Genomic DNA, 21509 nt, shown 5'->3' on the forward strand with positions numbered 1-21509 from the left:
CTCTCGCAGGTTGTGTGCAAGCTATGGCCAAAGCCGCCTCGAAGCCTTCTAAAACTGCAGCGAAATCAAAGCCCTCCGCCAAGGCGAAGGCCGCGCCGGCGGCCCGCAAGGCGCTGGCCAAGAGCGCGCCGAAGCCGGTCGCCAAACCCACTGCAAAGCCGGTGGCAAAGGCAATGACCAAGGCGGCTTCGCCGAAGGTTGCCGCGAAGCCTGCGCCGAAGAAGGTTGTGCCTGCCAAGGCGGCGCCGGCAGCGGCGAAGGCCGGCAAATGGGTCTACACGTTCGGTGACGGCAAGGCCGAGGGCCGGACGGAAATGCGCGACCTGCTCGGCGGCAAGGGCGCCAACCTCGCTGAGATGGCCAATCTCGGCCTGCCGGTGCCTCCGGGCTTCACCATCCCGACCTCGGTCTGCACCTATTTCTACGAGCACGACAAGACCTACCCGAAGGAACTGAAGCCGCAGGTTGAGAAGGCGCTCGACTATGTCGGCAAGTTGACCGGCAAGGTGTTCGGCGACACCAGGAACCCGCTGCTCGTCTCGGTGCGCTCCGGCGCGCGCGCCTCGATGCCGGGCATGATGGACACCGTGCTCAATCTCGGCCTCAACGACCAGACCGTGGAAGCGCTGGCCGAGCTGTCGGGCGACCGCCGTTTCGCCTATGACAGCTATCGCCGCTTCATCACGATGTATTCCGACGTGGTGCTCGGCTTCGAGCATCATCACTTCGAGGAGATCCTCGACACCTTCAAGGACAGCCAGGGCTACACGCTCGACACCGATCTGTCCGCCGAGGACTGGGTCGAACTGGTCGGCAAGTACAAGGACGCGGTCGCACGCGAGACCGGCAAGGAATTCCCGCAGGATCCGCACGACCAGCTCTGGGGCGCGATCGGCGCGGTGTTCTCATCCTGGATGAACGCGCGCGCGGTGACCTACCGCAAGCTGCACGACATTCCGGAATCCTGGGGCACCGCGGTCAACGTGCAGGCCATGGTGTTCGGCAACATGGGCGAGACCTCGGCCACGGGCGTTGCCTTCACCCGCAACCCCTCGACCGGCGAGAGCAAGCTCTACGGCGAGTTCCTGATCAACGCACAAGGCGAGGACGTGGTCGCGGGCATCCGCACGCCGCAGGACATCACCGAGGAGGCGCGCAAGGAGTCGGGCTCCGACAAGGCGTCGATGGAAGCGGCGATGCCGGAAGCCTTCAAGGAGCTGACGCGGATCTACACGCTGCTCGAGAAGCACTACCGCGACATGCAGGACATGGAGTTCACCGTCGAGCAGGGCAAGCTCTGGATGCTCCAGACCCGCGGCGGCAAGCGCACCGCCAAGGCCGCGCTGCGTATCGCGGTCGAGCTCGCCAATGAGGGCCTGATCTCGAAGAAGGAAGCGGTGACGCGGATCGATCCGGCCTCGCTCGACCAGCTCCTGCATCCGACCATCGATCCCAACGCCAAGCGCGACGTGATCGCAACCGGCCTGCCGGCTTCGCCGGGTGCGGCCTCCGGCGAGATCGTGTTCTCCTCGGACGAGGCGGCCAAGCTTCAGGGCGACGGACGCAAGGTGATTTTGGTCCGCATCGAGACCAGCCCGGAAGACATCCACGGCATGCACGCCGCCGAAGGCATCCTGACCACGCGCGGCGGCATGACCTCGCACGCGGCGGTGGTCGCGCGCGGCATGGGCAAGCCCTGCGTCTCCGGCTGCGGCACAATCCGCGTCGATTACGGCCGCGGCACCATGAGCATCGGCTCGCGCACCTTCAAGACCGGTGATGTCATCACCATCGACGGCTCGCTCGGCCAGGTGCTCGCCGGCCGCATGCCGATGATCGAGCCGGAGCTGTCCGGCGAGTTCGGCACGCTGATGAATTGGGCCGACCAGGTCCGCAAGATCGGCGTCCGGGTCAACGGCGACACGCCTGACGACGCGCGCACGGCGATCAAGTTCGGCGCGGAAGGGATCGGTCTCTGCCGCACCGAGCACATGTTCTTCGAGGAGACGCGCATCCGCACGGTGCGCGAGATGATCCTCTCCGAGGACGAGCAGTCGCGCCGCGCCGCGCTGGCAAAACTGCTGCCGATGCAGCGCGCCGACTTCGTCGAGCTGTTCGAGATCATGAAGGGCCTGCCCGTCACGATCCGGCTTCTGGATCCTCCCCTTCATGAATTCCTGCCGCACACCCATGCCGAGGTCGAGGAAGTGGCACGCGCCATGAACACCGACCCGCGGCGCCTCGCCGACCGCGCCCGGGAGCTCTCGGAGTTCAACCCGATGCTCGGCTTCCGCGGCTGCCGCATCGCCATCGCCTATCCCGAGATCGCCGAGATGCAGGCCCGCGCGATCTTCGAGGCGGCGGTCGAGGCGCAGAAGCGCACCGGCAAGGCCGTCGGCCTCGAGGTGATGGTGCCGCTGATCGCGACCAAGGCCGAGCTCGACCTGGTCAAGGCACGGATCGATGCCACCGCACAGGCCGTGATGCGCGAGACCAACACCAAGCTGGCCTATCAGGTCGGCACCATGATCGAGCTGCCGCGCGCTTGCCTGCTCGCGGGCGAGATCGCGCAGTCGGCCGAGTTCTTCTCGTTCGGCACCAACGACCTGACGCAGACGACCTACGGCATCAGCCGCGACGACGCGGCGAGCTTCCTCGGTCCCTATGTGGCGAAGGGCATCCTCACGGTCGATCCCTTCATCTCGCTCGATCAGGAAGGCGTCGGCGAGCTGGTCAAGATCGGCGTCGCCCGCGGCCGCAAGACCCGCACTTCGCTCAAGGTCGGCATCTGCGGCGAGCACGGCGGCGATCCCGCCTCCGTCGCCTTCTGCCACCATATCGGTCTCGACTACGTCTCCTGCTCGCCCTACCGCGTGCCGATCGCGCGGCTTGCAGCGGCGCAGGCCGCGCTCGGCAAGGCGATCGCGAGCCAGGCGTAAGCCGAAACACAGACTTGAATTGAGAGAGGCGGGGCCCAGCCCCGCCTCTCATTTTTGGCACTGCTCTCTCCGCGTCGTCATTGCGAGCCACCGGGCAAAGCGCGGCCCGATGACAGGCTCCACAAAGCAATCCAGAAGCGTTCCGCAGAGGGACTCTACTCGGCGCCCCTCACATCATCCCCGTCTCGTCCTCCTCGGCCTGCCCGATCAGCGCCTCGCTCGCTACCGCCTCGCGGCGGGGCACGACGAACATCATCACGCAGGCGCAAAGGATCGAGATCGCGAGGACCGCTGAGGTCAGCGGCAGCGTCGTTGCGGAGTGGCCGCCGAGATAGGCGCCGAACTGCGACATCAGCGCGCCAACGCCTTGCTGCAGGAAGCCCATCGCGCCCGAGGCGGTGCCGGCCGCTTCGGGACGGATGCTGATGGCGCCGGCGGCGGAATTCGCCATCACGAAGGCATTGCCGGCCATCACGATCATATGGGTGCCGAACAGCCAGGCGGGCGCCTCGTTCCAGCCGACGAAGCTCCAGATTAGGTTCGCAAGGCTGCCGCAGAGTTGCAGGGCGAGCCCGAACCAGATCAGCTTCTCCAGCGAGTGGCGCGGCGCAAAGCGCACGCAGAGCAGGTTGCCGACCAGAAACGCAAAGCCCGTCGTTGCGAACCAGGCGCCGTATTCGGCGCTGCTGCGGCCCATGCGTCACCACGATGTAGGGCCCGCCGCCGGCGAAGGTGAAGATGATCTGGGACGCCAGCACCTGGCACATCACATAGCCGACGAAGGCGCGGTTGCGGATGAGCATGCCGATATCGCCGCGGAATCCGCTGCCGGCGGCGCGGCTGCGGCGGGTCTCAGGCAGCGCCAAGGCGATCCCGACGGCAACGACGATGGCGGCGATGGTGATGGCATAAAAGATCGCGCGCCATCCCAACGCGGTCTCGATCAGGCCGCCGGTGAGCGGCGAGACCATCTGCCCGATCATCAGCGCCGCGACCACGAGGCTGATCATCGAGGCGACGCGGTCGCGCTCGTAGATGTCGCGGATGATGGCCCGGCTGATCACCATGCCGGATGCGCCGCCGAGCGCCTGGAAGAAGCGTGCGGCGATCAATTGCGGCAGGGTCTCGGCGAAAATGCAGGCGACGCTGGCCGCCACCATCAGTGCAAGTCCTCCGAGCAGCACCGGACGCCGCCCGAACCGGTCCGACAGCGGGCCCATGATCAGCTGCGACAGCGCGATGCCGACCATGTAGAGCGACACCGTCATCTGCGCGATCGAGATGTCGCTGCCGAAATCCGTCGCCAGCACCGGCAGCGCCGGAACCAGGATGTAGAGCGAGATCGGTGCGACCCCGGTCATCACCACCAGCAGCAGCAACACCAGACGCGAGGTCGCGAGGTTGCCGGCCGCTTCGGGCGGCTTGCTGATGATGCCGTGCATCGCCGGACACTAGCCGCATCGCGTTGCGAGCGAATACGCTCATTTCGGCATACGGCTATGCGCGAGGCGTCAAGGCGCTGGGCCTGTAGGGTGGGCAAAGACGCGCTCTTTGCGCGGCGTGCCCACCATTTGCTGCCGTCACCCGGAGATGGATGGTGGGCACGCATCCGCCTCCGCTCTTCGAGCGGCAGCGGATGCTTTGCCCACCCTACGCAGGCAGTCTTATGACGGAGTTAGAGCTTCAGCTCCGCCGTGGCCTGATCGAGCCAGGTCTTCGTCGCCTCGTCCAGCGCCGGCCGCACGTCGTCCCTGACGCGCGCATGGTACGCGTTCAGCCAATCGAGCTCGTCGCGGCTCAGCATCGCGACATCGATCAGACGGCGGTCGATCGGCGCCAGGGTCAGCGTCTCGAACGCGTTCATCGGCTTCTCGGCACCCTTGATGTCGGCGGCGACGACCAGCTCGAGATTCTCGATGCGGATGCCGAAGCCATCGGTCTTGTAGTAGCCGGGCTCGTTCGACAGGATCATGCCGCGCTTCAACGGCGTGGTGCCGAGCTTCGAAATTCGTGCCGGTCCTTCGTGCACCGAGAGATAGCTGCCGACGCCGTGGCCGGTGCCGTGCTCGAAATCGAGCCCGACGGCCCAGAGATATTGCCGCGCCAGCGTGTCGAGTTGCGCGCCCGTGGTGCCGTCCGGAAAGACGGCGCGCGCGATCGCGATGTGGCCGCGCAGCACGCGGGTGAAGCGGTCGCGCATCTCATCCGTCGGCTCGCCGACCGCCATGGTGCGCGTGACGTCGGTGGTGCCGTCTTCATATTGCGCGCCGGAATCGATCAGCAGGAGATCGCCGGGCGCGATCCGCCGGTTGCTCTTGCGGGTGACGCGGTAATGCACGATGGCGCCGTTCGGGCCGGTGCCGGAGATGGTCGGGAACGAGACGTCCCTGAGCGCGCCGGTGTCGCGGCGGAAGGTTTCCAGCGCCTCGACCGCGTCGATCTCGGTGAGCTTGCCGCTTGGCGCCTCGCGATCGATCCATGCGAGGAAGCGCGCCAGCGCCACGGCGTCGCGCAAATGAGCCGTCTTGGTGCCCTTGATCTCGGTCGCGTTCTTGACCGCCTTGAGCAGTGCAACCGGATCGCTGCCGCGCACCGGCTTGCCGCCGGCCCCGCTGATCAGGCGGCTGAGTGCGTCGGCCGCTGTGGCATTGTCGAGCGCAATGGCCGCACCGCTCTTGGCCAGCGCCATCAGCGTCGGCGCCATGGCGTCCGGTTCGCGCACGTCAGCGGACTGCTCGAGATGGTCGCGTGTGAGGTTGGAGAGCTTGCGGTGGTCGATGAAGATGGTGGGACGGCCGTCCTTCGGCACCAGCGCGTAGGACAGTGGCAGCGGCGTATGGGCGACGTCGGCGCCGCGGATGTTGAAGGTCCAGGCCACCGCGTGGCTGTCCGACAGCACCAAGGCATCGGTGCCGAGCTTGGCGATGTCGGCCCTGATCTGGGTCAGCTTCTCCGCTTCAGTGATACCGGCGTGCTGAAGGCTGTGCACCGCGACGGGGGCGATCGGCGGCTGCGGCCGGTCCTGCCAGATCGCGTCGATCGGATTGCTGTCGACCGCGACCAGCTCGGCCCCGGCCTTGGTGCAGGCGGCGGACAATCGCTCGGCTGCCGAAAAAGTGTGCAGCCACGGATCAAATCCGAGGCGGTCGCCGGCTTTCAGATGCGCCGCCACCCAGCTCTCCGGCGGCGGGTCGATCAGCGATTCCACTACCCATGCCTTGGCATCGACCTGCTTGGCCGCCTGCAGCGTGTAGCGGCCGTCGACGAACAGCGCAGCCTCCTGCGGCAGAACCACTGCTAGTCCCGCCGAGCCGGTAAAGCCGGTCAGCCAGGCGAGCCGCTCTTCCGATGGCGGCACATATTCGTTCTGCTGCTGATCGGCACGTGGCACGACGAAGCCGGTCAACTTGCGACGGGCAAGTTCTTCGCGAAGTGCGGCCAGTCGTGCCGCCAACGCGACGCCGGCCTCCGGCTCCTCGAATGTCTGGAAGTGCGCTTCGAACATGGTGGATCACTTTAGGATCATGGAGATCAGTCCGCAATGTAGACGCATTTGCGTCGCATCTGGCATGGACTGTGCTTGAAATAGTTCCATTCGAATCGAGTGGAGTAAAGGATGCGGCAGTTGCGCTTCGTCCGGATAACAGGGAAATTCGAGCGGGTGGTTCATCTCAACGGCGAGGGGACACACAATGCCAGCGTTCACCTTTGAGAAGATTTCGCCGCCGGCGCGCCGCGCTCCGACAGCGGCAGTAACAAAGAAGCCGCGCGGCCTCATCAGCCAGATGATCGACCGTTTCGCCGAGCGCCGCGCCAAGCGCGCCTTGCGGGGCAAGCGCGCGTCACGCCGCGACGAGAAGCCGGCCGAGTAGCGCGGAGAGGGAGCGCACCGCCGTCGCGACGCGGTTAGTTCATCCCACCTTCCTCAGCAGCAGACTGCTCCACCCCTCGATGTGCAGATGCTTCACCGGCACGAGGCCGCGGGCGCGGTAGGCGGCGATCACGGCGGGCGCCTGGTGCGTCAAGAGGCCGGAGAGGATGACGCGGGCGCCAGGCGCAAGGTGCCACGTCATCGGGCTCGCCAATTGCCGCAACGGATTGGCAAGGATATTGGCGAGCACCAGGTCGAACGGGCCTGCACGCGCAAAATCTGGCGCGGCAAAGCCGGTCGCGCGGATCACCCGCACATGGTTGCCAACTTCGTTCAGCGTGGCGTTCTCGGCGGCCACCCGGACCGATGGCGGATCGATGTCGGAAGCGAGCACCGCGCGATGCAGCGCCTTCGCCGCCGCGATCGCCAGCACGCCCGTGCCGGTGCCGAGATCGAGCAGGCTCCTTGGGCGGGAGCTCTTCAGGACATGGTCAAGCAGAAGTAAACAGCCGCGCGTCGTGCCATGGTGACCGGTGCCGAAGGCGAGCGCCGCCTCGATCTCGATGGCAAGCTTGTTCGGCGCCACACGGTCGCGATCGTGGCTGCCGTGCACGACGAAGCGGCCGGCCGGCACCGGGACGAGATCTTCAAGGCTGGCTTTGACCCAGTCCTTGGCTTCGACAGTGTCGAAGACGAGCGTCGCCGCGATCTCATTTCCTGCTGAAGTTGCAACGAGTTCGCGCAGCCATGCCTGATCGGGCGCTGCGGCGAAATGCAACGTGACGTCCCAGCGTCCGTCAGGCCGTTCGAACGCGGCGACCGCCGCATCGCCGTCGAAAAAGATCTCGGTGAGCAGGTCGACGACGCGCTTGGCGTCGGCTTCGCTGCCGATCGAAAAGCTGGCGCGATGGGTCGGGGAAGGCTGCATTTAGGTTCCGTCGCGTTCAATTTTTGGAACTTTTAGTGCCCAGTTTTCGGACAAGTTGACGTCCCCGCGTTAACGCGCCTGTAGCGCGTGCCACGTATATTTGCGGATGTACAAGCAATTCCACGCAGCTTGCAATTGAAACGGAGGCGAGTCTTGAAGCGCATGATTCAGAAGTTCTGGTCGGACGAGTCCGGTGCAACCGCGATCGAATACGGCCTGATCGCCGCGGGTATCGCCCTGGCGATCATTACCGTGGTGAACGGCCTGGGCACCACCATGAACGAGAAGTTCACTTCGATTAGCACCTCCTTGAAGTAATTTCCGCCGCCATTTCCCAGCGGGGGCTATTTTCTTCAAAGGCTGTTCCTGATCACCGCCCGCTGGGGATTCCCCCTGGCGGGCGAGGTCGTTTTTGCCGCCCGACTTCACAGCTTATCCGCCTGCTTGTCCGGACTTTATCCACCACTTTTCCCCTGATCGCCTCGCCGATTTCCCACCGGCTTTCCCCAGGATCGCTCCTGGCCGTATCGCCCAGGCCTCCTCTGGCCGCTCACAGGCCTTTCGACAGCCTGTCCACAACCAATCCACAGCCCTATCCACGGCTCCCGAACAGGGCGCGGTGATCCCGCAGGATGGCCTGCGCGGCGTTATGGCCGGGCGCGCCGGTGACGCCGCCGCCTGGATGGGCGCCGGATCCGCAATGGTAGAGGCCTCTCAGCGGCCCGCGATAGTCGGCGTGGCCCAGCATCGGCCGCGCCGAGAACAGCTGGTTCAATGTCAGCGCGCCGTGGAAGATGTCGCCGCCAAGCAGCCCGAACTGCCGCTCGAGATCGAGCGGAGACAGGATCTGACGGCCGAGCACGCTTGCCGCAAATCCCGGCGCGTACTTATCCACCGTCGCGATCATGAGATCGGCGACCTCGTGGCGATGGTCATCCCACGACTTTCCATCGGGAAGCCCTGGTGCGACATGCTGGCAGAACAGGCTCGCGACATGCTTGCCGGCCGGGGCCAGCGTGTCGTCGAGCGTCGAGGGGATCAGCATTTCCACGACAGGCTCGCGGCTCCAGCCCTGCGCGCGCGCGTCGAGCCAGGCGCGATCCATATAGCCCAGACTCGGCGCCAGGATGATGCCGGAGGTGAGGTGATCGCCCTCGCCTGAGAGCGCCGTGAAGGAGGGCAGGCGGTCCAGCGCCACATTCATCCGGAAGGTGCCGGAGCCGTTCTTCCAATGCCGCATGCGGGCGAGGAAGTCCGCAGGCAGAGCATCGGCCGCGATCAGGCGCGTGTAGAGCAGCTTTGGATTGACATTGGCCGCGACATATTTCGCGCGGATCGCAGAGCCGTTCTCCAGCACGATTCCGACGGCGCGGTCGCGCTCGACGATGACCTCGCGCACACCGGCATCCGTGTCGATCACGACGCCACGGTCGCGTGCCGCGCGCGCCATCGCCTGCGTGATCGCGCCCATGCCGCCGATGGCGTGGCCCCACACGCCCTTCTTGCCGTTCACCTCCCCGAACGCGTGATGCAGCATCACATAGGCCGAGCCGGCGGCGTAGGGGCTGGCATAATTGCCGACGATGGCGTCGAAGCCGAACAGCGCCTTGACCAGATCGTGCTCGAAACGTTCGTCCAGCATCTCGCCGGCCGAGCGCGTGAACAGATCGAGCAGGCTGCGGCTTTGTTCCAGCGTCAGGCCGCGCAGAATGTTGGCGCTCTGCAAAGCGTTCACGGCCTCGCGGACCGCGTTGGTGCCAAAACCGTCGAGCAGGTTCGGCGGCGCGCGGAGCACGAACCGCCTGAGCACGTCGGCAATGTCTTCCAGCTCGCGCGCGAAGCCGTCGAGCGCTTCCGCATCATGCGCGCTGAGCCGCGCCACCGAGGCTTTCGTTCGCCCCTCGCCGGTGAGGAGATAGCTGCCGTCCGGCGCGGGCAGAAAATTCTGCGCACGCCGCTCGACGATGCGCAGGCCCTGCTCGGCAAGCTTGAGGTCACGGATCACCTGCGGATTGAGCAGGCTCACGGTGTAGGCGGCGACAGAATTGCGAAAGCCGGGGTGAAACTCCTCCGTCACCGCGGCACCGCCGACCACCTTGCGCCGCTCGACCACGCGCACGCGCAGGCCCGCCATTGCCAAATAGGTCGCGCAGGTGAGGCCGTTATGTCCCGCGCCGATGATGATGACGTCCGTATCGGTCATGAAGAATGCGAGGCCCGGTCTACTGTCATTCCGGGGCTCGCGAAGCGAGAACCCGGAATCTCGAGGTTCCGGGTTCGATGCTTTGCATCGCCCGGAACGACCCTCTTATATCAAGCATTCCTTGCTGCAACATCACGCCACACTTTATTGCCCGTCCAGGCGCCTTGTGCTCCATTGCGCGCGATCCGGCGCCCGCCGGGGTTTGAGCCGGAGCATTCATGGATTCGATCGTGCAACCCGCCGCCACGGAGCAGCCGTCGTCGTCGCGCAACCGGCTGCTGCTGACGGTCTACACCGCTGCGATCTTCGTCAGCGCGCTGCTGCTGTTCTCGGTTCAGCCGCTGTTCACTAAGATGGTGCTGCCGCGGCTCGGCGGCTCGCCGGCGGTGTGGTCGGTGGCCATGGTGTTCTTCCAGTCGCTGCTGCTGGCCGGCTATGCCTATGCGCATCTGCTGATGCAGGCGCGGAACCGGATCGTCCCCGTCGCGGTACATCTGGTGCTGCTGTTTGCCGCCTTCGCCACGCTGCCGCTCGGCATCGCCTCCGCCTATGGCGAGCCGCCGGCTTCGGGCTACGCAGTCTGGCTGCTCGCCCTGTTCGCGGTCTCGATCGGGCTGCCGTTCTTTGCGCTCGCCGCGAACAATCCGCTGCTGCAGGCCTGGTTCGTCCGCACCGGCCATCCGGCCGGGCACGATCCCTATTTCCTCTACGCATCCTCCAATATCGGCAGCTTCCTCGCGCTGTTGTCCTATCCGTTCCTGCTGGAGCCGATGTTCACGCTGCAGATGCAGAACCGGTTCTGGACCGGTGGCTATGGCCTGCTGATCCTCCTCATCGGCGCCTGCGGCGTGCTGTTGTTGCGTTCGCCGAAGTTGGCGCTGACCGACACGCGGGCCGAGGACGTGAATGCACCCGCGCCCGGCCTCTTGACGCGGCTGCGCTGGATCTTCCTCGCCGCCGTGCCATCGGGCCTGCTCATCGCCGTCACCGCGCACATCTCGACCGACGTCGCGGCGGCGCCGCTTTTGTGGGTGCTGCCGCTGTCGCTTTACCTCTTGACCTGGGTCGTCGTGTTCCAGTCGCGGCCGCTGCTGCCGCACAAATGGATGCTGATGCTCCAGCCGGTCGCGATTGCGGGCGTCGTCGTCCTGCTGGCTTTCGGCGGCGAGCAGAACCTGCTGCTGACCCTCGGCGGACATCAACTCTGCTTCTTCGTCATCGCCATGGCCTGCCACGGCGAGCTGGCGCGGACGCGGCCTGCCGCCAAATATCTCACCGGCTTCTATGTCGCGTTGTCGTTCGGTGGCATGGTCGGCGGCTTGTTCGCGGGGCTGGCTGCGCCCTTCACCTTCTCGTGGATCGCCGAATATCCGATCCTGATCGCGCTTGCCGCGCTGTGCCGTCCGTCCGGGAATGAGCGGCTGGCCGCAATCGTCAAATGGTACTGGCTGGCGCTCGCCGCGCTCGCGGTGGCGCTCATCGCGCCGTCATATACGACCGGTGGCCTCTCGACCTGGTTCGAGGATCATCGTGTCTGGGTCGCCGGCGCCGTCGGCGTGCTCGCCGCGCTGCTCGCGCTGATCCTCAATGCCGGGCGCTGGAAGATCTTTGCCACCGTCGTGCTGGCGCTGGCGTTGATCCGCGTCTATCCCGCGGACGAGGGTCGCGTCACGACCGTGCGCAGCTTCTTCGGCGTGCACAAGATCGTGGTGACGCCCGGCGGCTATTTCCACGTGCTGATGCACGGCACCACCATTCATGGCGCCGAGCGTTTCCGCAACAATGACGGCACGCCTGTTGCCGGCCGGCCCGAGCCGATCACCTATTACCACAAGGACGGCGGCATCGGTCAGGCCGTCAGCGCGATCCGCGAGCGTAAGGGCGCGCCGCTGAAGGTCGCCGCGATCGGCGTTGGCTCCGGCACGCTCGCCTGCGCCGCCGAGCAGGGGGAGGACTGGACCTTCTTCGAGATCGACCAGTCGATGGTCGATGCGGCGCGTGATCCCAGGAATTTCCGCTACATCTCGAGCTGCATGCCCGACATGAAGCCCGTCATCGGGGATGCGCGCCTAACCTTCGCCAAGGAGCCCGACGGCGCCTATGATCTCGTCATCGTCGACGCCTATTCGTCCGACGCGATCCCGATCCATCTTGCGACCGAAGAGGCGATGAAGATCTACAAGGACAAGCTCGCGCCGCACGGTGCCGTGGTGATGCACGTCTCCAACCGGCATCTGGACCTCGAAACCGTCGTCGTCGGTATCGCGGACGCCAATGATCTCAAGAGCTGGGTCTTCAACGAGGATTCCGGGCGCGATGGTGACTACATCTTCTCCACCGACGTCGTCATCTCCGCGCGCGAGGAGGCCGACATCGGCAGGCTCGCGTCCTCCAAGCAATGGGAACAGACCGAAGCCGACGACAGGGTGCGGGTCTGGACCGATGACTATTCGAACATCCTGGGCGCGTTGTATCGGCGTTGGAAGGACGGCGAGTAGGGCTCTCTTCGTAGCCCGGATGGAGCGAAGCGCAATCCGGGAGCGCTCCCGGCGTGGTACTGTCCCGGATTTCGCTGCGCTCCATCCGGGCTACGAGGCATCGCAACTACGGCGCCACGGGCGTCCCCACCGGCAGCGCAATTCCCTTAGCGCCGGCCACCTCTCGCAATAGATCCGGCCTGTCCGAAATGATGCCGTCGACGCCGAGCTCGATCATGCGCGTCATGTCTTCACGCTTGTTCACCGTCCAGACCACGACGCGCAGTCCAAGCGCGTGGGCCTCGGAGACCAGAGGCGCGGTCACGTCGCCGAAATAGGGCGACCAGATCGCGCCGCCCGCAGCCTTGATCGTGCGCGGCAGCGAGCCGGCGTGGTCGGCCGGGTTGAACCCCGCCGTCCAGTTTGTCGCCTTGTCGAGCGCTACCGTCGGAGCCAGGCTGCGCTGGATCGTCAGGTACGCGGTCGGGATGTTCGGCGCCTGCTGCTGGACGCGACGCAAGGTTCGCCAGTCGAACGACTGGATCATGACGCGATCGGAGACTCCCTCGGTCTCGATCACCCCGAGCAGCTTCGCGACGAATTCTTGCGGATCAAGCGTTTCATCGGGACGGTTCGGATCGATCTTGGTCTCGATGTTGAAGCGCACTTGCCTGTTGCCGGACTTGCGCACCAGCGCGAACAGCTCGCGCAAGGTGGGAATGCGAGTCCCCGGGACGGCACGCTGGCCCGGAAATTGTTTCGCATAGGCACTGTCCGGCCGAATCTGGCCGACGTCATAGGTCCTGATCTCGTCGAGGCGCAATTTCACGAACGGCGTGCCGGGCGGAGCGATGTAGGCGCCATCGGGCCGCCGTGCCAGATCGGGATTGAGCCCGCGCTCATGCGCGACGATGACTTCGCCGTCGGCGGTGACGCCGACGTCGAGCTCCAGCGTGTCCACGCCCATCGTGAGCGAATGGGCGAAGGCGGGCAGGGTGTTTTCCGGCAGCAGCGCCCGCCCGCCGCGATGTGCCTCGAGGTCGAAGGCCAAATCAGATCCCGTGGCTTGTCCGGCAGTGAGCAGCGAGAGCAGCACCGGGATTGTCGTGGCACGTGATGGCATGGTGCCTCGACGGTTAAGGCAGTTGATGGTCGCCGCGTCAGTTCTGATAGTAGTAGCCGCGCGGCTGATAAACCTGCCGCGGCTGCGGCTGATAGTAATAGCCCTGCTGGCCGTAGCCCTGGTCGTAATAGGGCCGCGGCTGCTGCTGATAGACCTGCGCGTCGTAGAGCGGGCGGGTGGCCGAGCGCGGCGCCGGATAGCGCGCGCCGGTGTCGCTGCCATCGGCCGGGTAGATGTAATTGTGGTCCTGCGGCATGTAGCGCCGCGCGGGCTGCGCCGGCGGGGTCAGGTCCACGGGGGCGCCGGTGGTGGCGTATTGGTCTTCGGCCGGCTGCGGGGCGCGGGCGACCGCAGTGTTGTTGCGGCCGCGCGGATTGCGCGCCAGCGCCACCTGGGCCGAGCCGGTCAGCGTCACCGTGGTGTTGAGCACGCCCTGCTGCTGCACCAGCGCATAGAGCGTCGAGGCATTCTGGCGCGACAGGCGCACGCAGCCATGGGATGCCGGCGAGCCGAGCCGGCCGACCGAGTCCGTGCCGTGGATGGCGTGCCCGACCTTGGTGAAGAAGATCGCGTGCGGCATCGGCGCGTCGTCGAATTCCTTGGAGTAGTGATCCTCTTCCATGCGGAAGGCCCGGAAGGCGCCGTTCGGCGTCTCGCGCGAGGGGAGGCCGGTCGACACCGGCCAGCGGTAGCGCGCGACCCCGTCGACGGCGACGGTCATCTGCTGATTGTCCTTGTCGACGGTGATCTCGACCTTGGCCTGCGCGGTGCTCGCGCTCAAAAGCATCAGGGATGTGAGAGCAATAAAAAACGAACGCATCTGACTTCTGGCCTCCGGCCTGTTCATGCTTAGCGCCGCGGCTCTCCGTCCCCCGGCGTGCATTATGCCTGCAGCCCGGCGTTGGTTCCAGCGGCCAGCCTGTCCATCGTTAACGTGATGGCAGGCGTAAGCAAGGCCGCTTTGTGCCGCGCCGGCCGGCGGCGCTGACATTTTCGCGAGCGCCGCGTGGTCAGTTCTTGAGCCGGTATCCGGTTCGGAAAATCCACCAGATCACGACCAGGCAGATCACCAGGAAGGCCAACGTCATGCCGATGCTGACGGACACGCTGACGTCGGCGATCTCGTAAAAGCTCCAGCGGAAGCCGGAGATCAGATAGACGACCGGGTTGAGCAGCGCGACCGTGCGCCATGTCGGCGGCAGCATGTCGATGGAATAGAAGCTGCCGCCGAGGAAGGTGAGCGGCGTCACCACCAGCATCGGAATCATCTGCAGCTTCTCGAATCCGTCGGCCCAGATGCCGATGATGAAGCCGAACAGGCTGAACGTCACCGCCGTCAGCACCAGGAAGGCCAGCATCCAGACCGGATGCTGTATATGCAATGGAACGAAGAGCCCGGCGGTCGCCAGGATGATCAGGCCCAGGATGATCGACTTGGTGGCGGCGGCGCCGACATAGCCGAGCACGATCTCGAAATAGGAGATCGGCGCCGACAGGATCTCGTAGATCGTGCCGGTGAATTTCGGGAAGTAGATGCCGAACGAGGCGTTGGCGATGCTCTGCGTCAGCACCGAAAGCATGATCAGGCCCGGCACGATGAAGGTGCCGTAGCTGACGCCCTCGACCTCGCTGATGCGCGAGCCGATCGCAGCGCCGAACACCACGAAATAGAGCGAGGTCGAGACCACCGGCGAGACGATGCTTTGCAGCAGGGTCCGCCAGGTACGCGCCATTTCGAACAGGTAGATGGCGCGGATGGCGCGGTGGTTCATGACGTCCTCACGAGGTCGACGAAGATGTCCTCGAGTGACGATTGCGTCGTGTCGAGGTCGTTGAAGCGGATGCCGGCGGCGCGCAAATCGCCGAGCAGGCTGGTGATGCCGGTGCGCTCGCCCTGGGTGTCGTAATCGTAGACCAGCGTCGCGCCGCCGTCGCAGAGCTCGAGCTCGTATTGGCTGAGGCTTTCCGGCAACGCCGTCACCTTGTTCTGCAGATGCAGCGTCAGCCGCTTCTTGCCCAGCTTCTGCATCAAGGTGGTCTTGTCCTCGACCAGCACGATCTCGCCCTTGTTGATGACGCCGATGCGGTCGGCCATCTCCTCGGCTTCCTCGATGTAATGCGTGGTGAGGATGATGGTGACGCCGGATTGCTGAAGCCCGCGTACCACCTCCCACATGCCCTTGCGCAGCTCGACGTCGACGCCGGCGGTCGGCTCGTCCAGGAACAGGATCTGCGGCTCGTGCGACAATGCCTTGGCGATCATCACGCGGCGCTTCATGCCGCCAGAGAGCGTGATGATCTTGTTGTCCTTCTTGTCCCACAGCGAGAGGGCCTTCAGCACCTTCTCGATGTGATCGGGGTTCTTCGGCTTGCCGAACAGGCCGCGGGAGAACCTCACGGTCGCCCACACGCTCTCGAAGGCGTCGGTGTGCAATTCCTGCGGCACGAGGCCGATCAGCGAGCGCGCCTTGCGGTAGGAGGTCTGGATGTCCTCGCCGCCGACCAGGACGCGGCCTTCGCTCGGATTGGCGATGCCGCAAATGATCGAGATCAGCGTGGTCTTGCCGGCGCCGTTGGGGCCGAGCAGCGCAAAAATCTCGCCGCGCTTGATGTCGAGATTGACGTTCTTGAGCGCCTTGAAGCCGGACCCATAGGTCTTCGACAGATTGGCGACGGAGATGATGGAAGACATGATGGCCGCGAGGCTGAGGAGCAAAGGCTGGGGAGGGGGCCGGACCATCCAGGAGGACAGGACGGCGGAGCCCTGAAATAGGAACGCCATTGTCCCTCCGCAATTCCCCGGAGAAAAATGGTCTCAAAACAGGCGCTTTAGTGGCATGTTCCGGGCAAGTGTTGCGCGATGGTCACGGCTTGCTGCTAAGATTGGCGCTCACGCGCCTCTTTGTTGCGTCTGCGAGCGCGCCGTGGCTACGATTCCGGCCAATCGCGAAGCGTATTGTCTCCAGGGAAAAGATCGATGAGACCGAACGGCCGTCACACCGCCGGCGCCAGCCAATTGTCCGCCCTCCGTGTTTGGGCGATGGGCCTGCTCCTGCTGTCAGCTGTTGCCATCAGCCCGACCACTGCCAAGGCCGCGCCGAGCCAGGCCGCGGTGGCGACCACGCATGTCTATCTGCTCCGCGGCGTGCTCAACATTTTCTCGCTCGGTCTCGACACGATCGGCGCCCGCCTCCAGGCGCAGGGCATCCCGGTGACCGTCGCCAATTTCGTGTCCTGGTCCTCGCTCGCCGATGAAGCGGCGGCTGCCTACAAGGCCGGTCGGCTCAAGACCATCATCCTGGTCGGCCATTCCTCGGGTGCGACCGCGCTGCCCGACATGATCGCCAAGCTCAACCAGCTCGGCGTGCCCGTGAAGCTCGCGATCGGCCTCGACTCCGTGTTCAAGACCAAGCTCTCGACCGGCGCGGAACGCTACATCAACATCTATATCGGCGATGGCCCCGGCGAGCCGGTGCGGGCCGCGGCCGGGTTCCGCGGCAAGCTCGACAATGTCGACATCCGCGGCAGTGGCGTCGGCCACATCTCGATCGACAAGAACGAGGCGATCCAGCGCCGCGTCATCGCCGAGATCGACGCTGCCATCATGCGCTCGCGCGCCCCGGCTGCGCGAGTCGCCGAACCCGCTGCGCCGCGGCCCGCACGCGCGGCGGCGGCAACGGATCCGGCGAGGAATTGAGCCGTTGCGCATCCTGCCGCGTGATGCCGCCTAAGCTGGCGTCACGCGAACCGGCATGCTCTCCAGCCCGCGCAGGGAATTGTTGAGCCTGCGCTTCGGCTCCGCCGCGAGCTCGATCGTCTTCACGCGCCTTGCGAGCTCGCCGAAGATCAATTCGCCCTCCAGACGCGCGATCATCTGGCCGACGCAGGCGTGTATGCCTGCGCCGAAGCCGACATGGCCGGTCGCAACCCGCTCCACGTCGAAACGGCCCGGCTTGTCCCAGCGCGCGGGATCGCGATTGGCGGAGGCCATGAACAGCAGCACCTTGCGGTGCGCCGGGATCACGCCGCCGCCGATCTCGGCATCGCGCGAGGTGGTGCGAAAAAACGTCTGCACCGGTGAATCGTAGCGAAGGCCTTCCTCGAAGGCGTTGCGCGCCAGCTCTGGTTTCTCGTGCAGCTTGCGATATTCGTCCGGATGAGTGGCGAGCGCGAGCAGGGTATTGCCGATGCCATTGACGGTGGTGTCGATTCCTGCCGTGAGGAACGGCCGCACCAGATGCGTCGCCTCGTGCTCGGTGATCTCGCCCTCATCGGCCGCCTGGTAGATCATCATGCCGAGGCTGTCGGGCCGTAGCGCATCGCGCGCACAACATTCCATGATCCAGCTCTGCGCCGCGAGACCATCCTTTCGCGACGCCGCGAGGATCTCGTTCTCCGGGCCGAAGCTGTTGAATACGAACGTGCTCCAGGCGAGCAGCTTCTCGCGCCCATTGGGGCGGATGCCGATCGCGTCCGGAAACACCTTCATCGGATAGGCTTCCGCAAGATCGGTCACGGCATCGAAGGTGCCTTTGTCGATCAGCTCCGAGACCTTCCTCTCTGCTTCGCGCTGGAACGTCTCGCGCAGCTTCCTTGCGACGCCCGGAGACAGCGTGCGGCCGAGCACGCGGCGGCCCTTGTCGTGGTCGGGCGGATCGATCTGCAGCGTCAGCGGCTTTGGCAGCGCCGGGTTCATCCCGCTCAGCCCGACGCCCTCGCCACTGATGAACGTTTTCCAGTCCTTCAGGGCCGCTTCGACCTCGGCATTGCGCGCCATGGCCCACACGCCGTAGCGTTCCACCTCGAACACCGGCCCGATTGCGCGCAGCGCCTCATAGGCGGGATAGGGATCCGTCAGAAAGCCGGGCGCGAACGGATCGACCGGACTGGATGCAATGCCGCTCATGGTCAGCTCCGAACCGCTATTGCTTTGCGAGCGGGCACTGACCGTCACTCTCGGACCGGAACGCGTCCTCGCCCTTGATCGTGGCAACGACCTTCAGCAGATCCCAGGACGAATTCGATTCCTCGGGAGCCTTGACCTGCAACAGGTAGAGCGGATGGATCTTGCGGCCGTCCTTGCGGATGTAGCCCTTGCCGAACAACTGATCGTCGGTCGGCATCTGCTTCATCGTCGCGACCACGGCCTTGCCGTCCTTGGCGCCGCCGGCCTTGTCGACCGCCTTGAGGTAGTGGATGACCGAGGCATAGACGCCGGCCTGCATGTCGTTCGGATAGGCCTTCGAGGGAATGCGTTCGGCGAAGCGCTTCGCGAAAGCACGCGTGCCGTCGGTCAGATCCCAGTAGAACGGATTCATGATCTGCGCGCCCTGCGCAAACTTGAGCCCAAGCGCGGGAAGGCCGTTCATGCCGAGGATCAATCCGACCAGCTTGTGATCCTTCGTCAGCCCGAACTCGGCGGCCTGCTTCATCGAGGTGATGGTATCGTCCCCTGCATTGGCGAATGCGATGACGCTCGCACCCGACGCCTGGGCCTGGAGCAGGAATGAGGCGTAATCAGCCGTGCCCAACGGATGCCGCACGCTGCCGAGCACCTCACCGCCGGACGCTTTCACGGCTTCCGCGGCCTGCTTTTCCAGATCATGGCCGAACGCGTAATCCGCGGTGATGAAGAACCATTTTTTGCCGCCCTGCTGCACGATGGCCTTGCCGAGGCCGCGCCCGTAGGAATAGGTGTCGTAGGTCCAGTGCACGGTGTTTGGCGTGCACTTCTCGCCGGTCAGCAGTACCGTGCCGGCGCCCGAGCCGACGAAGACCTTGTTCTTCTCGGCGCTCATGCCGGCCACGGCGAGCGCAATCGACGAGTTCGGAATGTCGAAGATCGCATCGACGCTCTCGTTCTCGTACCAGCGCCGGGCGATACCGATGCCGATGTCCGTCTTGTTCTGATGGTCCGCCGCAACGACTTCCACCGGCTTGCCGGCGGCCTTTCCGCCATAGTCCTCGACGGCCATCTTGGCGGCGACGACCGAGCCGATGCCCTGATAGCTCGCGAACGGCCCCGATTGATCGTTCAGGATGCCTATCTTCACGACGTCCTGGGCCAAGGCCGGTGCGGCGGTCAGCACCGCGGCCACCATGCATAGCTTATGCAGGAATTTGCTGTTCATTGTGTCCCTCCCATGGGCGGTCTTGGTGCCGCTCTATAATAGTTATATTTTATAGCTATTTTTGAGAGTGTCAATTCGGCCGACTTGTGGCCGCCGGATCCAGGATCATGAGCCCGAAAGCAGTCAGACCCGGAGCGAAGCCCCCTCAACCGTCGGAGACGTCACTGGACTTGCGCGCGCTGCAGCGCACGCCCGGCTTCATGCTGCGGCTCGCGCAGCTGAAGTTCTTCGAAGGCTTCTACGAGGAGTTCGCCGCACTGGGCCTGACGCCGGCGACCTACGCGATCTTCGTCGTCATTCGCGACAATCCGGGCGTTCCCCCCAGCAGCCTTGCCAGCCTGCTCCGCCTGCGCCTGCCGAACCTGATCAAGATCCTGAACGAGCTGGAATCGTCCGGCTTCATCAAGCGTAACCGCTCGAAATCCGACCGCCGCGCCGTCGAGTTGATGCTTACGCCGAAGGGCGCCAAGCTCATTCAGGACGGGGCAAGCCTGACGGGGCTCTATAACCGGAAGATGCTGGCCCCGCTCACCGAGGCGGAGCAACGCACCCTGCTCGAATTGCTCAATCGGCTGCTGCCGCTTTAGCCCGGGAGAGGCCCGCCTGAGGCCGACGGTCGCAGCCACGTCCAGCGGCGCGGCAGCCGGAGAGGGCGCCGGACGAGAGATGGTCGGTTCCGTGCCCCAAAATCCACCCAATCGATGGTCACTAAGCCGGTCAGGGGAGGCCCCTGCCTCCCGTGGTGGGACTGCTGGACTGATGATTCATTCGAGGCGACTCCTCGCGCTGGCAGCAGTGGTGCTGCTCGCCTTGAGCAGTGGCATGGCCGCTGCTACTCCCCCCAAGTCCAAGACCAACGCGACCGCCCCCGCCGCGCCTCCGCCGTTCGAGCCGTTGCCGCCGCCAAAAATCTACCTGTTCCGCGGCGCCATGGGCCCGATCTTCTCGACCGGCATGGATCGGCTCGAAGAGAAGCTAACGAAGGCCGGCTTCTCGGCCAACGTCTACGAATTCACCATCTGCCGGTGGATCGGCGATCGCGCCATCTCCAGCTATAAGGAATCGCCGGCGCCGATCGTGCTGATGGGCCATTCCATGGGCGGGCTGTGCTCGATCGTCATCTCCGAGATGGCGGCCAAGGAGAACATCCCGATCAGCCTCGTCATCGCCATCGATCCCGCACAAGCGACCGGCGATGTCCCCCTCAACGTCGAGCGCTTCATCAACATCTTCCTGTCCGACAGCGTGCTCGGCGGCGGCGACGTCGTGGCTGTTCCCGGCTTTCGCGGCCATTACGCCAGCTATGACCTCAAGCGGAACGCGCGCGTCACCCACATCAACATCGAGAAGTCCGACGATATCCATCGTCAGATCGTCGAGATGGTGACGCAGCTGCCGCGCATTCCGCCGCAAACGCAGGCCGATGCCGTGCCGCTGCGCTATCTCGTGCCGGCGGACACGCTGGTCGAATTGTGGGACAGCGGCGTGCGGGTGCCGGTGCGCCGCGGCGACACCATGGAGAGCATCGCAGCAGCAAACCGCGTGCCGCTGTGGACGCTCGCGCAGAGCAACTCGCTGCCCGAGAACGCGCAGCTGACGCCGGGCCAGACCATCATCGTCCCCCGCCATCTGACACCGCCCGAGCCGGCCGCCGCGATGGCCACGCCGCCGGCGTCACCGGCGGCGCGGAGGTAGGGGCCGTTATCTTGCCGCAGAAGGCGGTGCGCTCCCTCTCCCGCTTGCGGGGAGGGTTGGGGAGGGGGTCTCTCCTCGATCGAGGACCCCAGAGAAGAGAGCCCCCACCCGCCGCGCTCTGGCGCGCAATTGCGCTGCCGAG

Annotated in this window: 16 protein-coding genes and 1 pseudogene; 7 read left to right on the forward strand and 10 right to left on the reverse strand. The window is 65.3% G+C overall.

Going from position 1 to position 21509, the window contains the following annotated elements; genetic code table 11:
• Positions 1 to 23 precede the first annotated feature (23 nt).
• Positions 24 to 2939: a pyruvate, phosphate dikinase gene (ppdK, locus tag N2605_RS05895; protein ID WP_036024905.1), complete on the forward strand. Its 2916-nt coding sequence runs from the start codon at positions 24 to 26 to the stop codon at positions 2937 to 2939.
• Positions 2940 to 3108: 169 nt separating this feature from the next.
• On the opposite strand, the pseudogene N2605_RS05900 reads toward ppdK, so the two are convergent.
• Positions 3109 to 4381: pseudogene (locus N2605_RS05900) on the reverse strand (multidrug effflux MFS transporter).
• 233 nt (positions 4382 to 4614) lie between these two features.
• Complete coding sequence (locus N2605_RS05905) at positions 4615 to 6444, reverse strand: aminopeptidase P family protein (RefSeq protein WP_260346067.1); 1830 nt, start codon at positions 6442 to 6444, stop codon at positions 4615 to 4617.
• Positions 6445 to 6631: 187 nt separating this feature from the next.
• Between N2605_RS05905 and N2605_RS05910 the strand changes: the two genes are divergently transcribed.
• Positions 6632 to 6811: a hypothetical protein gene (locus tag N2605_RS05910; RefSeq protein ID WP_036037320.1), complete on the forward strand. Its 180-nt coding sequence runs from the start codon at positions 6632 to 6634 to the stop codon at positions 6809 to 6811.
• Between the two features lie 39 nt (positions 6812 to 6850).
• On the opposite strand, the gene N2605_RS05915 is transcribed toward N2605_RS05910, so the two are convergent.
• Positions 6851 to 7738 (reverse strand): 50S ribosomal protein L11 methyltransferase, encoded by an 888-nt coding sequence (locus tag N2605_RS05915; RefSeq protein WP_260346068.1) that lies wholly within the window; start codon positions 7736 to 7738, stop codon positions 6851 to 6853.
• 162 nt (positions 7739 to 7900) lie between these two features.
• Between N2605_RS05915 and N2605_RS05920 the strand changes: the two genes are divergently transcribed.
• Positions 7901 to 8056, forward strand: coding sequence for a Flp family type IVb pilin (locus N2605_RS05920; protein WP_085968950.1), 156 nt, complete (start codon positions 7901 to 7903; stop codon positions 8054 to 8056).
• A gap of 274 nt (positions 8057 to 8330) precedes the next feature.
• Here N2605_RS05920 and N2605_RS05925 read toward each other — a convergent pair whose 3' ends face one another.
• Positions 8331 to 9941: a phytoene desaturase family protein gene (locus tag N2605_RS05925; protein WP_225127795.1), complete on the reverse strand. Its 1611-nt coding sequence runs from the start codon at positions 9939 to 9941 to the stop codon at positions 8331 to 8333.
• A 218-nt stretch (positions 9942 to 10159) separates the two neighbouring features.
• On the opposite strand from N2605_RS05925, the gene N2605_RS05930 reads away from it, so the two are divergent.
• Positions 10160 to 12439: a fused MFS/spermidine synthase gene (locus tag N2605_RS05930; protein ID WP_260346069.1), complete on the forward strand. Its 2280-nt coding sequence runs from the start codon at positions 10160 to 10162 to the stop codon at positions 12437 to 12439.
• 106 nt (positions 12440 to 12545) lie between these two features.
• Here N2605_RS05930 and N2605_RS05935 read toward each other — a convergent pair whose 3' ends face one another.
• From N2605_RS05935 to N2605_RS05950, 4 genes are all read right to left on the reverse strand, one after another.
• Positions 12546 to 13541, reverse strand: a complete 996-nt coding sequence (locus tag N2605_RS05935) for a glycerophosphodiester phosphodiesterase (protein ID WP_260346071.1) — start codon at positions 13539 to 13541, stop codon at positions 12546 to 12548.
• Positions 13542 to 13578: 37 nt separating this feature from the next.
• Positions 13579 to 14388: a L,D-transpeptidase gene (locus tag N2605_RS05940; RefSeq protein ID WP_260346072.1), complete on the reverse strand. Its 810-nt coding sequence runs from the start codon at positions 14386 to 14388 to the stop codon at positions 13579 to 13581.
• A 163-nt stretch (positions 14389 to 14551) separates the two neighbouring features.
• Positions 14552 to 15313, reverse strand: coding sequence for an ABC transporter permease (locus N2605_RS05945; protein WP_036006407.1), 762 nt, complete (start codon positions 15311 to 15313; stop codon positions 14552 to 14554).
• Entirely contained in the window at positions 15310 to 16233 is a 924-nt protein-coding gene (locus tag N2605_RS05950; RefSeq protein WP_260346074.1) for an ABC transporter ATP-binding protein, read from the reverse strand. Before N2605_RS05950 ends, N2605_RS05945 begins: the two co-directional genes overlap by 4 nt.
• A gap of 285 nt (positions 16234 to 16518) precedes the next feature.
• Between N2605_RS05950 and N2605_RS05955 the strand changes: the two genes are divergently transcribed.
• A complete protein-coding gene (locus N2605_RS05955; protein WP_260346075.1) occupies positions 16519 to 17238 on the forward strand; it encodes a hypothetical protein in 720 nt (239 codons plus the stop codon).
• Between the two features lie 30 nt (positions 17239 to 17268).
• Here N2605_RS05955 and N2605_RS05960 read toward each other — a convergent pair whose 3' ends face one another.
• Positions 17269 to 18447, reverse strand: a complete 1179-nt coding sequence (locus tag N2605_RS05960) for a cytochrome P450 (RefSeq protein ID WP_260346076.1) — start codon at positions 18445 to 18447, stop codon at positions 17269 to 17271.
• Positions 18448 to 18463: 16 nt separating this feature from the next.
• The gene (locus N2605_RS05965; RefSeq protein ID WP_050995928.1) at positions 18464 to 19672 is read right to left on the reverse strand and encodes an ABC transporter substrate-binding protein; all 1209 of its coding nucleotides are present in this window, start codon (positions 19670 to 19672) and stop codon (positions 18464 to 18466) included.
• Positions 19673 to 19779: 107 nt separating this feature from the next.
• On the opposite strand from N2605_RS05965, the gene N2605_RS05970 reads away from it, so the two are divergent.
• Positions 19780 to 20259 carry a MarR family winged helix-turn-helix transcriptional regulator gene (locus N2605_RS05970; protein WP_225127783.1) on the forward strand — a complete coding sequence of 160 codons (480 nt, stop codon included), beginning with the start codon at positions 19780 to 19782 and terminating at the stop codon, positions 20257 to 20259.
• Positions 20260 to 20431: 172 nt separating this feature from the next.
• Positions 20432 to 21367 carry a LysM peptidoglycan-binding domain-containing protein gene (locus N2605_RS05975; protein ID WP_225143097.1) on the forward strand — a complete coding sequence of 312 codons (936 nt, stop codon included), beginning with the start codon at positions 20432 to 20434 and terminating at the stop codon, positions 21365 to 21367.
• Positions 21368 to 21509 lie beyond the last annotated feature (142 nt).

Source organism: Bradyrhizobium yuanmingense (genome assembly GCF_025200905.1).
GTDB lineage: Bacteria > Pseudomonadota > Alphaproteobacteria > Rhizobiales > Xanthobacteraceae > Bradyrhizobium > Bradyrhizobium yuanmingense.

Bases quoted from the DNA above. Each gene is read 5' to 3' on its own strand.
- ppdK (WP_036024905.1), top strand. From the start codon at position 24: ATGGCCAAAGCCGCCTCGAAGCCTTCTAAAACTGCAGCGAAATCAAAG.
- N2605_RS05905 (WP_260346067.1), bottom strand. From the start codon at position 6,444: ATGTTCGAAGCGCACTTCCAGACATTCGAGGAGCCGGAGGCCGGCGTC.
- N2605_RS05910 (WP_036037320.1), top strand. From the start codon at position 6,632: ATGCCAGCGTTCACCTTTGAGAAGATTTCGCCGCCGGCGCGCCGCGCT.
- N2605_RS05915 (WP_260346068.1), bottom strand. From the start codon at position 7,738: ATGCAGCCTTCCCCGACCCATCGCGCCAGCTTTTCGATCGGCAGCGAA.
- N2605_RS05920 (WP_085968950.1), top strand. From the start codon at position 7,901: ATGATTCAGAAGTTCTGGTCGGACGAGTCCGGTGCAACCGCGATCGAA.
- N2605_RS05925 (WP_225127795.1), bottom strand. From the start codon at position 9,941: ATGACCGATACGGACGTCATCATCATCGGCGCGGGACATAACGGCCTC.
- N2605_RS05930 (WP_260346069.1), top strand. From the start codon at position 10,160: ATGGATTCGATCGTGCAACCCGCCGCCACGGAGCAGCCGTCGTCGTCG.
- N2605_RS05935 (WP_260346071.1), bottom strand. From the start codon at position 13,541: ATGCCATCACGTGCCACGACAATCCCGGTGCTGCTCTCGCTGCTCACT.
- N2605_RS05940 (WP_260346072.1), bottom strand. From the start codon at position 14,388: ATGAACAGGCCGGAGGCCAGAAGTCAGATGCGTTCGTTTTTTATTGCT.
- N2605_RS05945 (WP_036006407.1), bottom strand. From the start codon at position 15,313: ATGAACCACCGCGCCATCCGCGCCATCTACCTGTTCGAAATGGCGCGT.
- N2605_RS05950 (WP_260346074.1), bottom strand. From the start codon at position 16,233: ATGTCTTCCATCATCTCCGTCGCCAATCTGTCGAAGACCTATGGGTCC.
- N2605_RS05955 (WP_260346075.1), top strand. From the start codon at position 16,519: ATGAGACCGAACGGCCGTCACACCGCCGGCGCCAGCCAATTGTCCGCC.
- N2605_RS05960 (WP_260346076.1), bottom strand. From the start codon at position 18,447: ATGAGCGGCATTGCATCCAGTCCGGTCGATCCGTTCGCGCCCGGCTTT.
- N2605_RS05965 (WP_050995928.1), bottom strand. From the start codon at position 19,672: ATGAACAGCAAATTCCTGCATAAGCTATGCATGGTGGCCGCGGTGCTG.
- N2605_RS05970 (WP_225127783.1), top strand. From the start codon at position 19,780: ATGAGCCCGAAAGCAGTCAGACCCGGAGCGAAGCCCCCTCAACCGTCG.
- N2605_RS05975 (WP_225143097.1), top strand. From the start codon at position 20,432: ATGATTCATTCGAGGCGACTCCTCGCGCTGGCAGCAGTGGTGCTGCTC.